Here is a 12,879-nt window from a genome sequence, read left to right on the forward strand (position 1 = left end):
GAATTTTAGTCGAACTATTCCAGTGCGGGAAGCAGATCATCCAACGGCCTTTGCCGGAGATGATTTTCGGAGATGATACGGACACACGTATTCCAACGCAGGATCGGGTCATCGTTTTTGGAGTTTGGATTGATCGCATCGGCTTTTTCGTAGTACTCCATTGCTTCCGTATACCATTCATAGGCATCGAAGTCGGAGCCGTGCGTGCGCGCGTTCAGGGAGGCGCTGCCCTGGCGTTCGTGAATGATGCCCGTATAATACAACCGGTCGTATTCGTCCGATAAACTATTGGCGATGTCTTTGGCCTGGGTGGCTGTTTTGGCAGACGATTGTCCAAACTGGTCGGTCAGGGCCAGCAATAAAACAACAGACGCTTTTTGATGACCCGGCTCGACGGCCAGGATATCCAGGCAGATGCTTTCAGCCAATCGCGGTTGGTTGAGAAGCCGGTATTGTTCGGCTTTTTCCAGGGCGGCGTCGATTCCGCTTTTTGAAAGTGGCTTTAACGCAAACTCTCTTTTTTCGGTCGTCTGTGCTTGTGGGATCATGGCATTGGGACTTAATGGTTGTTTTTTTTCTTACTGAACAAATGGAGCAGCCGCATCAGGGGATCATAGAACCTGTCGGCTACACGCTCTTTCAAGGGGATGATCGCGTTGTCCGTGATCGTGATATGCTCCGGGCATACCGTCGTGCAACATTTGGTGATGTTGCAAAAACCGATGCCGCCCGTATCTTTTAGTTGTTCCCTCCGGTCTTCCACATCGAGGGGATGCATTTCCAGGGCTGCTGTATAGACCATGTGGCGCGGGCCGACAAATTCTTCGTGAAGCTGGTGTTCGCGCAACACATGACAAACATCCTGGCAAAGAAAACATTCGATACACTTTCGAAACTCCTGGATCCGGTCGATATCGGCCTGCGCCATGCGCCACGTGCCGTCCGGTGCATCCGGTGGTCTCGGCTTGAATTTTTTTATTTTCTTTTTCATGCGATAGTTGACCGACACATCCGTAACCAGGTCCCGGATCACAGGGAACGCTTTCATCGGGTGGATGGTGATGGGTTTGTCCTGGGGCATATCGCTCATGCGGGTCATGCACATCAGTTTCGGGTGGCCATTGATTTCGGCCGAACACGAACCGCACTTGCCCGCCTTACAATTCCAGCGCACTGCCATGTCGTTGGCTTGCTCGGCCTGGATCTGGTGGACGGCATCCAACACGACCATGCCTTCGGAAATTTCAGTTTTATATTCCTGAAGCTGCCCACCGGTTCCATGCGTACGCCAGATTTGAAAGGTTACAGAGGCCATAGGCACTATCGTTTAGGTCATGATGTTATTTCTGTTGCGGATCATTTCATTTCATTGACAATTTGCTGCAGGTCGTCGCGCATTTTTGGTTTTGTCACCTGGGTGACGGTCATGTCACCTTTGTCGTCCTTTTTGATGGCGATGTTTACTTTCCCAAAGGCATCGCTCTTTTCGGGAAAATCTTCACGGTAGTGGCCGCCACGACTTTCTTTGCGTTGGAGTGCTGCCCTCGCAATGGCTTCGGCCACCGTGATCATATGGGTTAGCTCCAAAGCCGTATGCCACCCCGGATTGTATCCGCGGTTTCCGCTGCAAGCCACGTGACTGATTTTTTCCTTGAATTGAACGATATGCTCAATGGCCGCTTCCAATTCTTTCCCTGTCCGAACAATACCCACCAGGTCTTGCATCCGGTCTTGCAACTTGGATTGAATCTGAAATGGATTTTCTCCCTCAGCGCTCGATCCCCTTTCAAAAGGAGCGAGTGCCGCCGTGGCAATCTCTTGAACTTCTTGCTCGTTGATTTTTCCGGCCGGCGTTTTCTTGGCATAGGCAGCCGCATATTCTCCGGCGCGTTTGCCAAATACCAATAGATCGGAAAGGGAATTGCCACCCAACCGGTTGGCGCCGTGCAAACCCGCCGCGCATTCGCCTGCGGCAAAGAGTCCGGGGGTGCTGGTCATTTGGCTATCTGCGTCGACTTTCACGCCGCCCATAATATAGTGCGTGGTCGGGCCCACCTCCATGGCTTCTTTGGTGATGTCGACACCGGCAAGTTCTTTGAACTGGTGATACATGCTGGGCAGTTTCCGCCGGATGTGCTCCGTGGCATTCGGAATTTTTTCTTTTATCCAGGCGATGTCGAGGTATACGCCGCCGTGCGGAGAGCCGCGTCCTTCTTTTATTTCGCGCATGATGCAACGCGCCACATGGTCGCGGGTGAGCAGCTCGGGTGGCCGCTTTGCATTTTTGTCGCCTTGCGTATAGCGCCACCCCTCTTCCTCATCGGTCGATGTTTGGGCGCGATACGATTCGGGCACGTCGTCGAACATAAACCGGCGACCGGCATTGTTTCGCAGCACGCCGCCTTCGCCGCGTACGCCCTCCGTGATCAGCAGACCGCGAACGCTGGGAGGCCACACCATCCCGGTAGGATGAAATTGGACAAACTCCATGTCGATAAGTTCGGCGCCGGCATGATAGGCCAACGAGATGCCGCTGCCCGTGCAATCCCAACTGTTGCTGGAGATCCGGTAAATTCTGCCCATGCCTCCCGTGGCGATGATGACTGCCTTGGCGTGAAACACTTTGAAGAGGCCCTTCTCCCGATCGTATCCAAACGCCCCGACAATTTTCTCTCCCTCTTTCAGCAGACTCACGATCGTAAACTCCTGGTAGATGTCCACGCCGAGGTGGATGGTGTAGTCTTGCAGGGTGCGGATCATTTCAAGACCGGTCCGGTCGCCCACGTGCGCGAGGCGCGGATATTTGTGTCCTCCGAAATTGCGTTGCAGGATCCTGCCGTCATCGGTCCGGTCGAATACGGCGCCCCAGGCTTCGAGTTCCCGCACGCGGTCGGGCGATTCCTTGGCGTGGAGTTCGGCCATGCGTTCGTTGTTCAGGTATTGTCCACCGCGGAGTGTATCGGTAAAATGGACTTTCCAATTGTCACGGTCGTCCACGTTGCCCAACGCGGCCGCTACGCCGCCCTCGGCCATCACGGTATGTGCTTTTCCGAGCAACGACCGGCAAACCACGGCCACCGAAACGCCGGCAGCCGAAGCTTCAATCGCGGCCCTCAACCCGGCGCCGCCGGAACCGATGACCAAGACATCGTGGTGATATGTTTCGTAGTTTGTCATTAGAAGATCCTCCAATCTGTCCAGATGCCCATGGAACAAAGGCGTACATAGATATCGGCAAAGGCAACGCCGAAGAGGCTACACCATGCCCAGTTCATGTGTCGTTTGTTTAGACAACTGGCACAATTGTAAACCTTTCGTTGTACCGGCGACCTCGAAAGCTGATCCTTGAACCCGCCCACCAGGTGGCGGAACGAATGACAACCGAACGTATAGCCACCCAGTAGGGTAGCATTCAGCGTGAGCACGATCGTGCCCACTCCAATACCAAAATGTTCCTGGCCCGTGGCGGGATCAACGAACCACAAAGCTTTCCAGGCATCATAGAAAAGAACGATGACAAAGAGGATGGCCAGGTATAAAAAGTAGCGGTGGACGTTTTGCAGAATCAGTGGTAAAGAATTTTCACCGCGGTAGGTTTTGCGCGGCTCCGACACGGCACACGCCGGGGGATCGGCCCAAAACGATTTGTAGTAGGCACCCCGGTAGTAGTAACAGGTAAGCCGCATTCCACCCGGTGCCCAGAGGATGAGCAGGGCCGGTGAAAAGCCCAACACTGCCGGCCACCAGGAAGGCTTGGGACCAAACCAGCTATGGGGGGAGTTGCCAAAAATTTCGGGTGAGTAGAAGGGAGAAATATAGGGGCCGATCGCGTAGTGTTCGCCTTGAAAGGCCGCCCAGGTGGCATAGACGATGAATGAGAAAAGACCAATAAAGACCATCAGCGGGCGTACCCACCAGAGATCTTTTCGCGCGGTTTGGCCAAAACGATTCACGGCCAGTGGTTTTTAAGTCTTTTTCCTTCCTAATGCATTACATTTTCGGTATTTGATGAGAAATGGATTCAGGCGTTGCGAAATCGTGTTTGTTTTTCTCCACGATCCAAGCCTGCGAGATGTTTTAAGGCGCTTCGACGCCCCTTGAAAGGCGTCGAATTCTTGTATGATGTTAGTTAAAAATAATGCTAAAAACAAACTGAAATGAGCGTTGTAAAGCCTTTTCTGAAAGGCGACGCGCAAAGAACCTTAGAAGGCTTTTAAAGAGGTCTATTGGAAATCAAACTTTAAAAATTCAATCCTAAAGCCAGGTTCAATCAGCAAGGTCTCCTAGTACATCCGTTGTGTGCTAAGAGACGATGATAAAGTTAAGATTCGTTCAAGGTTAAGAATTCCCTCTTGAAGCATGAAAAAACCTTAAACCGGACAGGTCTCAACGTGTGTCCAGTTTTTTGAGGGCGATGTCAGGGGAAACGACGTTGCGTCCGGAACTTTAAGCCCTTTTAAGTTTGCTTTGCAACTCCACCAAAACGGCGGCAAAGGGATCGTTGCTGTCGACCTCGGTGGTCTGGTCGTAAACGCCATGGGCAAGCATGTTGGCAAACTCGAGATTCTTTGAAAAATTGGACGACATTTCCTCGATCGCGATGATATTTTTAGCGTTTTCTGAAGTTCTTTTTTTCATATCGATAGCCCACAAGCAGCAAATGGTCAGGATGATCACGGCCAGAAAACAATGGATGATAAAGGTTTGCAAGTCCATATAATTCAATTGCGTGAAATACACCCGGGCATCGGTGTTTTGGAGGAAGCTCTTGTATTGCAGGTATCCAAAAAGCGCGTGGTGCAAAACGATGACAATGGCCAGCGGAATCTGGACTTTCCAATTCTGGTAGGTGATGAGGAGTGTGGCACCGATGAATGCAAAAAAATGCATCTCGAACAAACCATGCGTTTGATAAATGAACTGCCCCATGTAAACACCCACCACAGCGCTGGCAACAAACTGATTGACGTTTCCGTCGGGGAACAATTTCTTTGACAGAAAATAAATAGCGAGTAGTATTCCTCCTACCGCGATGGCAATAAACCAGGTATCGTACAGCGCGGCGATGACTACTCCAAACAGAAAATAGCCGATCAGAAAAATTTCAATGAGTTTATCGGAGCGTTTGTTGATTTCGCGGGTGAGCCGATCCAGGTAGTTGTCCTGAAGGGCTTGCATGTCGGTGGTAGCGGTACTGGTCATATAGGTATCATTTAGAAAAAACTTGAAATTTCGAACGACTGATCTGGATCGTCGGAAGGAAGGGTGCAGCCATAGGGCAGTGTCAATTCCGTGGTGACCCACAGTGGCAGCGCCTCACCTTTCAGGAGGTGATCCATCGCTATTTCCGCGAAGCTGGTTTCTTTGCGTGTGCAATAGCGTGCGACATTGTAGTTGCCTTTAAAATAAAGTTTTGATTCTTTGTCCAGCACGACACTTTGCGGCGTCGAATAAATGCCACACCGGTCGGAGATAGCGCCGTCGTGATCCAGCAGGATGGGGAGGTTCAGGTCATACTTTCTTCTGAAAGTTTCCACATCCTCTTCATCGGTTGATTGTAAGACCACGTAAACGTCTGCCTGATCCCGGTATTTGGATGCGATGCGTTCGAACTCCATCATATTAAAGCGCGAACACGGGCAATCGGGATTAAAAAAATGCAGCATGGTGATACGCCCCGGCGCGACGTGATACAGGGAGAGGTCGATGCTCGCCCCGAACTTTACATCTTTAAATTGGGGTGGCACGGGCGTAGGTAAAATATACTTTGCCTCTTGTTCCCAGAAGATCCATCCCATCGATATCACGGCAAGAAGGGCGGATATAGAAAAAATGGTGATGCGTCCTTTCATTTTATCCAGTGGTTGGGCAACTCTTTTTGATATCGCTGCCTGATCGAACTGTTGATACCGATCATGACCTCCGTATTGAACTGGGTAGTGTCATCTATTTTGGAGGGATAGATCTTGTTCTTTGACATGACTTTCATGTTTTCCATGGTAATGATTCGCCAACTTAATGGAGGTAGGTTTTCATTTACCCAACTGATGACCTGATTTGCCGGAGTTTCCACGTCTACTCTTCTTTATTTCTAATGTTGCACAAAAAGCTGAGGGTTAGGAAATATATCCAATTTCATTTAAGAATGATACTTTATGTAAGATTTGGGATGATTTCGCTAAAAATTTATCCCGCTGTTGTTGCCACTCCAAAATTTTATTGCGGACGCAAGCCGAGTAAAATGATCATCGTGAGACGAGGGATTGCTATTTAGCAGCACCCTGTTCTGTCTTCAGTGCAAGGGATAATATATTGGAGGAATCGGATAAAAGTCACGAGCTGCGAATAGAAGAAAGTTCAGTCAGCAGAATCCGATTAAATACTTTTTTTTGTTTTCAACGGAGTACAACAAAAAGAGCCTCGGTTTTTTCGAGGCTCTTTTGTGGCCGATGCGATCATGATGGCGTGAAAAAAATACTTACTGACAGCCCTTGTACTCAAACGTTGTGCCTGCCGTAGAAACCTCTACCCCTGTTTTATCAAGTGTCTTGCTTGTATAGCTGATGGGGAAATCTTTTGCATTGTAGTCATAAACGTAGGTCGTGGAGCTGTTGGGTTCAAAGCCGGTCATGGCGGCATTTGACGAGAGGTAATTTAGCCGGGTGATGTTGCGCTTGTAGCTGAAGTTAGCTCTCGTGGAGGGAACCACGGGATATCCCTTTTGACGCCCATAAACATAAGCATTCGGATTTTCCTTTGCGTCGTATTCGTAAACCGTCGCCGACGATGGCTTTCCATTGAGATAGCGCTCCTCGCGGGCCACTAACCCTTCTGTGGTGTATTCATAGCGATATTCTTCGGTATACCCTCCATCCGTTTCGATCGACTTGGTGAGTAAGCCCTTTTGGTTATACTCCAGAAATGGGGACGTGGTATTTCCTACGCCATCGGTTTTTGTGATCTTCAAAACGACATTGCCGTTGTATTCGATTTTGATGGAAGAGTTGTTATAGGTATTGGAGTATTTGGTCAGCTTCCCGCTGTCGTCATATTCATACTGTGTCACATAGCTGGTGACTTTGCCGTCGCGGGTATAGGAATAAGATTCTTTGGTCAGGCGATCATTCGCATAAGTGAAGTCTCCGTTGGAGGTTTCAAAAGTTGATTTGCCGTCTCTGTCTGTGGAATTATATTGTCCTATCCGTCTCAATACAAATCCTTTGTCGTCATATTGAAAACTGGTGGTGGATGTCGAACTGCTGGTCTTTCCGTCGCTGTAGGTATAATCGTACTTATAGGACTGTTGGGTCTGATTTCCGGCATCATCATACGAAAAGCCGTACACGGATTTGTAGGTATAGGTGATGGTTGCGTCATACTTACCCGTACCCGTGTTGGTTTGGGTGACGAGCTGACAGGCTGCATTGGAACCGCTGGGAGATGGCGCATCGTCATCGTTGTTGCAGGACGTGACCAATAGAATAGCCACGACAAAAAGCGTTGAAAAGCCCCGCGTGAAAGTGCCGGGCATTCTTAGAGTGGGATGGATCAGATTTTTTTTCATAACCAACTTTTTTTGACGAAGCAAAGGTATTGGTCAGAGCGATGGCTGTCTATCACCTTTTTGGGTCATAGCGTGCTATTCGACCCGCTAATCGGGGAGCGGATAAAACGTGATTCGCATGATTTATGGTTGCATTGAAGGAAAAGTGATGGGAGGATGTTAAATCCAGCGTCTCACCGTTTTGCAGTATTCCTGATAGCTTGTTCCGAAGTCTTTTTTCAGACGCGGTTCTTCCCGGAACACAATAAACAGGTTGAAAGCCGTGAAGACTCCGATGCCATACACGAATAAGTTAGCCGATTGGGTAAAAATTGCCTCACCGACAAGCATCAGCATCACACCTACATACATCGGATTGCGGGAGAACTTATAAAGCCCCGAAATGACAAGGCGTTGGGTTGGATCGGCGGGAGAGAGCGTGCCGCGGCCATGGACGGCGAAATTTGCGATGCAATGAAGAGTTACGCCCATTCCCACCAGGCATACCAGCATGCCCCCGTAGTGATACATCTGGAGTGAACCGGCAAAGGCGTTCTCGAAATTTTTCCGGGCCAGCAGAAACGGAATCAGCCCCGCCACAACGCCGGGTTGCAGGATGGTAAAGAATAGATTTCGCAGGAATAGCGACATACGCATGGTTAAAATATTGAAAAAAAATCGCAGATGCTATTCCGGAGCTACGCGTGCAACGGCTGAGGGGACGCCATAGCGCCCGGCCGACCCCTACTTCCTCCTGCCGCTGATGCAAATGGTTACTTGATCGCCTGGTGCTTTGTTGATCGTTTTTTGCAGCTCGGATTTGATGGGCAATTTATGGGTGCCGTCGCCGAGTGCCATGAATGCGCTTTGGAACGGGTGCCCGTCGGCGGTGCCATTTATTTTGACCAGGCCTTTCGTTCCAAAAAAAGTTACGGATTCCGGCCACTTCACATAGGTCCATCCACCCTTCGAGGGACTTTTTTGAAGCACCGCCTTGAACGTTGCTAATGCTTTTTTTGTCATGGTTTTTTTGTTTGATTTTCTAAGGTAAAGTTGGCAAGAAAATCTGCCGCGCGGCGGTGTAGGAGGCGACAAACTACCGGGCCGATCGCGCCAAGGTCAGCCTATCGATATTCGATCGATTTGGGCCCTTTTTGGGTCTTTGAAAACCGCCCAAACGCAGGCCTCGTCTGAACCACGTAGGCCCACCGTTACCAAATTGAAATTTATCCGTCCCATTTTGACATTTCTTAAGGAATTGACCGGAACAATAACTTCACTTCTCTTAGAAAAATACCCCAAAAAACGCTGTTATGCAGGCCCTGGTTACCTAGGGTTCTCGTTAGGGTACTAAGGCACTATATTTGTGTATTTGACACTTATCCGATCTCAAATGGATGCTGTTTCAGGCGTCATTTGATTGTTGTCTGCCACCACCTTACCGGACGAGACCATTTGAAGCTGGCACTGGGCCAGCAAGAAGGTCGCCCGTCCGGGTGCTGGCGGATCGCATTGATTTTTTGAAAAAGAAGACCCCGATGAAGAAAGTTGCGTTGATCATTATCCTGTCCGGCATTCTTGTGGCGATTGCCGGTGTCTTCTGGTATCAGGAGATGCGGTATCTGATGCCTACGCCGGTGCCGGTCGGCTACAAGGTGATCCACCCGGAAGAACTTATCCAGTACGATACCGTGCTCCTTCCGCAGCAACATAAAAAACCGAAGCTGCTGCACTTTTTCAGCCCTGAATGCCCCTGTTCCCGATTCAATCTGAAACATTTCCAGGCACTCCGCCGGGAATATGGTCAGGCGATCGATTTCTACGTGGTGGTGGACAGTGAAGATAAGGTCGAGCCAGCAAAGGGTCTGATCAGCAGCGAGGTGACGATCGTAGTGGACGGCAACAGAAAATTGGCAAAGGCCTGTGGCGTTTATTCCACCCCCCAGGCCGCCATCATACAAACGTCGAATCGACTTTACTTTAGAGGAAATTATAACCGGTCAAGATACTGCACCAACAAGGAAAGCAACTTTGTGCAAATGGCGCTTGACTCGTTGGTGGCCGACAAGAGACCGCCTCTTTTCAATGAACTCGCCATACAATCCTATGGCTGCAGCATCCCCACCACCGAAGCCCCGGAAATCCAATGAGCACATCAGCATTCTATACCGGGAAAATGTCAGGTAGCCAGGCACTCAGCGAAAGCGAGCTGAAGGAGATCAAGAAGGATATCTTTTTATTTGCCGACAAAGTGAATGAGGGGTTGCTCTTCGCCATGTTCATTTTCGGGATCTTCATTGCTTTTTTTTACGACACGTGGCTGGTGGCTTTTGCCGTAGGGAGTCTGTGCCTGGCGGCCTATTATATTTCAAAAAAGATGTTGCCGGAGTCTGACATCTATCAATATGTATTGAGTGGTGTCTCGGCAATTTTTGCAGCACAATTTATCTACCAGATGCACGGCATGGCCGAAATGCACTTTTGGGTGTTCATCTGTTCTACCATTCTCATCATCTATCAAAACTGGAAACTGCAAATCCCGTTGATCGCGATCGTCGTGGTTCACCATGCCTCCTTTGCCTATCTTCAATTCGTGGGATATAAAGAGATCTATTTCACCCAGCTGGACTATATGGATCTCACCACGTTCATATTCCACGGTGTGCTGGCGGCCTGCGTCTGCGCCGTAGCGGCCTACTGGAGTCATATCATCTATAAACGCACCGTCCAGGACGCAGAGAATCTTAAACTACAGTTGCTGTTAAAGACCGAACTGCAGGAAAAAAACGAAGAGCTTACGGCCTCCGAGGAAGAGCTTCGCGCGTCACAGGAAGAACTCATGGCGTCGCAGGAAGAGTTGACGCAGATCAACGAGAATCTCAACGACCTGGTCAAGGAAAGAACGTTAACCATCATCGATCAGAACAAGAAGTTTGTTCACCACGCCTTTATCAATGCACACAAAGTGAGAAGTCCGCTGGCGCGCATCCAGGGACTGGTCAACCTGCTGAGCTACGAAACGCATCGGTTAAGCGACGACGCGCTGGAGATCCATCGCCTGTTGAAAGCATCGTCTATCGAACTGGATGATATTCTCCATGAAGTGAAGGTCAATCTCGATGCCGCGGAATACAAAGGGCTGCCGGAAGATCCTTTTAGTGATGATCTGGTAAAACAGGCTTAGCGTCACGCATCGCTAATCCGTAATACAAGTCTTAAACAGATTTTTAACTTGTTTCATGCCTTGTTGTGCATTTGGCTTGATCAGATATTTGATCCCATCCGCTGTGCCATCATAAGCGCCGTCGTTCAGGATCACGTAATCTTTATACCGGCTTGATGTAAAGATGCACCCCGTTTGTGCACCTGTTTTCAGGTCCCAGAGCTTGATTTCCCCGCTGTACGTTCCCATCAGCAGATACTTTCCATTCGGGGCGAAGGCCAGGCAACTGACGGTGCCAGCGCTTGGTGAGAATGATTTGGTCTCCTTGGTTTGGAGGTTGATCAACTCGATCTGATTGCTCCGCGGCTGGTATTGCAAGGCCAGCCGTGTCTTGTCGGGAGAAAGTTCTGCGACACCGGGTTCTTCGCTTACTTCACACAATTTTTTCAAATCGAATTTGGAGAGGTCCAAGGTGTAGAGTGCCTTGTCGGAGGGATGAAAGACAATACAATGGCCAGGCGTTTGTGTGTTGATGATCTTATAGCCCTTGATCTGCTTGACGTAAATCGCATCGCTGATCCTTCTCAGGCTGATCACCTGCGCTTCTGCGTCATATTCGTAAAAAAGACCGGAGCCTGGAATGAAATTTCTTTGCGGACTGGTCACATTAAAAAAGTCATCGCGATTGATGAGGCTCAGGATCTTTGAAGTGCTATCGACCGGTATCGTAAAATCGATGAGATGATCTTTCTCCCCCACCTTTAGCAGGTATTTGTTGGTTAGAATAAATGCACTTTTGTTGTCGTAGATGAAATCGCTTGAGAATCTTCGCTCCAAGAGTTCGCGCGGCATGCGGTAACCCGTGACTCCTCCCGACTTGAAATCGCACAAGAGAATTGAATCCGGGGTAGCGTCCGGTATTTTCTTCAGGCCAATTCCCATAAAAGCATCGTTTTTAAAAGGGAGATCGCTGGAATGTGCAAAAATTCTTTCATTGAAAACGACATTGCCGCTCTTGTCAATGCCCGTCACTTCGTTGTCCTGGGTGATGGCAAGATCACCCCGCTGCGTAAAATTCAGTTGCCATACCGGGTTGCTATGGAACGTGAACGCTCTTTCGGTTTTTGCTGAGGGGATATCAACTACATAAAGATATCTTGACGCGGAGCCGGTATCGGCGATCCCATAGATAAGCTTTTGCCCATACATGACTACCGTCGGATTGTTGTACGGGTATGTGCTCAATTCGCTGGAAGGCTGCCCGCTGGCCGTTAGGAATTTAAGACTTGAGCGGAGCGCGAGAATCACGCGATCACCGGCCAGCGCGGCGCTTTCAATTTTGTTGTATTGTTGACCCGTTCTGAATCGAATAGACTGATCGGCGACAGTCCACAAAATAGCTTCCTCATAATAGAGCTGGTGTTGAGGATCCATACCCGAAGAAGAAGCAAGGAGATTTCCGTCCGCAGAGAAGTTCATGGAGACGACCTTTGCGCCATGACCTTTTAAAGAACCCTGGGGCATTAGGGTTTGCTTCTTGTGAAGCAGGATCTCGCCACTTTGGAGGCCGAGCGCTACTTGCCGTGAGCTAAACGCAACGGAAGTTATTTTCTGTGGCGGGGAAATGGTTTGAACCGGTTGTGTGGTTGCGGCGGTATTCAAACGGAATATCATTAATTTTCCATCGACCGAAAGGGCATACAGCCGATCCGTTTCGGAATCATACTGGATGCCGGCAATCTCGGTATTTCCATAGAGAAGGGTACTCTTACCTGACCGATCGGTACGATAAATTTTTCCCCGGCTTAACGTGATTATTTGGCCCTTCGTGGTCACCACCATCCCCGACAAACCGCCTTCTGTTGGAATGGTTTCTTTTTGTCGTAGCGAGAGGAGATCAAAAACGGAAATGATCCCATCGCCGGCCACAAGCAGCTCCCGTGCTGCAGAGTCTATCGCCAGGGCTCTGACTGTTCCGAAACCGTTCGCGTTTATTTTACCTTGGAATTGCCCATGCACCGAACATGTGAAGGCGATAAGGATGACACTGAGCGTGATCTTCATAATACATTATGCGCCAATGAATGGGCCAAATCAAATATCTAAAAAATCAAATCAAATAGAACGGCCGAACCGTGTTTTTTGTGGCGCATAGTCGCCCGGTTGATCTTTA

13 protein-coding genes are annotated in these 12,879 nt (G+C 49.4%); 2 read left to right on the forward strand and 11 right to left on the reverse strand.

Annotated features, from left to right (window positions below):
* Positions 1 to 14: 14 nt before the first annotated feature.
* From D4L85_RS15430 to D4L85_RS15470, 10 genes are all read right to left on the reverse strand, one after another.
* A complete protein-coding gene (locus tag D4L85_RS15430) occupies positions 15 to 548 on the reverse strand; it encodes a hypothetical protein (protein WP_119755128.1) in 534 nt (177 codons plus the stop codon).
* Positions 549 to 559: 11 nt separating this feature from the next.
* Positions 560 to 1,315, reverse strand: a complete 756-nt coding sequence (locus D4L85_RS15435; RefSeq protein WP_119755129.1) for a succinate dehydrogenase/fumarate reductase iron-sulfur subunit — start codon at positions 1,313 to 1,315, stop codon at positions 560 to 562.
* Positions 1,316 to 1,356: 41 nt separating this feature from the next.
* Complete coding sequence (locus D4L85_RS15440; protein WP_119755130.1) at positions 1,357 to 3,177, reverse strand: fumarate reductase/succinate dehydrogenase flavoprotein subunit; 1,821 nt, start codon at positions 3,175 to 3,177, stop codon at positions 1,357 to 1,359.
* Positions 3,177 to 3,953, reverse strand: a complete 777-nt coding sequence (locus D4L85_RS15445; protein WP_228450916.1) for a hypothetical protein — start codon at positions 3,951 to 3,953, stop codon at positions 3,177 to 3,179. The genes D4L85_RS15440 and D4L85_RS15445 overlap by 1 nt, the downstream gene beginning before the upstream one ends.
* 493 nt (positions 3,954 to 4,446) lie before the next feature.
* On the reverse strand, positions 4,447 to 5,202 hold the full coding sequence (locus D4L85_RS15450) for a hypothetical protein (RefSeq protein ID WP_119755132.1): 756 nt from the start codon (positions 5,200 to 5,202) through the stop codon (positions 4,447 to 4,449).
* Positions 5,203 to 5,213: 11 nt separating this feature from the next.
* Positions 5,214 to 5,852, reverse strand: coding sequence for a TlpA family protein disulfide reductase (locus D4L85_RS15455; RefSeq protein ID WP_119755133.1), 639 nt, complete (start codon positions 5,850 to 5,852; stop codon positions 5,214 to 5,216).
* On the reverse strand, positions 5,849 to 5,980 hold the full coding sequence (locus tag D4L85_RS34975; protein ID WP_257791775.1) for a hypothetical protein: 132 nt from the start codon (positions 5,978 to 5,980) through the stop codon (positions 5,849 to 5,851). The genes D4L85_RS15455 and D4L85_RS34975 overlap by 4 nt, the downstream gene beginning before the upstream one ends.
* A 498-nt stretch (positions 5,981 to 6,478) precedes the next feature.
* Entirely contained in the window at positions 6,479 to 7,564 is a 1,086-nt protein-coding gene (locus D4L85_RS15460; RefSeq protein WP_119755134.1) for a hypothetical protein, read from the reverse strand.
* A gap of 159 nt (positions 7,565 to 7,723) precedes the next feature.
* The gene (locus tag D4L85_RS15465) at positions 7,724 to 8,194 is read right to left on the reverse strand and encodes a methyltransferase family protein (protein WP_160143754.1); all 471 of its coding nucleotides are present in this window, start codon (positions 8,192 to 8,194) and stop codon (positions 7,724 to 7,726) included.
* A 93-nt stretch (positions 8,195 to 8,287) separates the two neighbouring features.
* On the reverse strand, positions 8,288 to 8,566 hold the full coding sequence (locus tag D4L85_RS15470; protein ID WP_119755136.1) for a DUF1905 domain-containing protein: 279 nt from the start codon (positions 8,564 to 8,566) through the stop codon (positions 8,288 to 8,290).
* Positions 8,567 to 9,081: 515 nt separating this feature from the next.
* Here D4L85_RS15470 and D4L85_RS15475 point away from each other — a divergent pair.
* Entirely contained in the window at positions 9,082 to 9,693 is a 612-nt protein-coding gene (locus D4L85_RS15475) for a TlpA family protein disulfide reductase (protein ID WP_119755137.1), read from the forward strand.
* The gene (locus tag D4L85_RS15480; protein WP_160143755.1) at positions 9,690 to 10,727 is read left to right on the forward strand and encodes a hypothetical protein; all 1,038 of its coding nucleotides are present in this window, start codon (positions 9,690 to 9,692) and stop codon (positions 10,725 to 10,727) included. Before D4L85_RS15475 ends, D4L85_RS15480 begins: the two co-directional genes overlap by 4 nt.
* 12 nt (positions 10,728 to 10,739) lie before the next feature.
* Here the strand turns inward: D4L85_RS15480 and D4L85_RS15485 are convergent, their stop codons facing one another.
* Positions 10,740 to 12,770 carry a WD40 repeat domain-containing protein gene (locus D4L85_RS15485; RefSeq protein WP_119755139.1) on the reverse strand — a complete coding sequence of 677 codons (2,031 nt, stop codon included), beginning with the start codon at positions 12,768 to 12,770 and terminating at the stop codon, positions 10,740 to 10,742.
* Positions 12,771 to 12,879: the final 109 nt, after the last annotated feature.

It is taken from the genome of Chryseolinea soli (assembly GCF_003589925.1).
Classification (GTDB): Bacteria; Bacteroidota; Bacteroidia; order Cytophagales; family Cyclobacteriaceae; genus Chryseolinea; species Chryseolinea soli.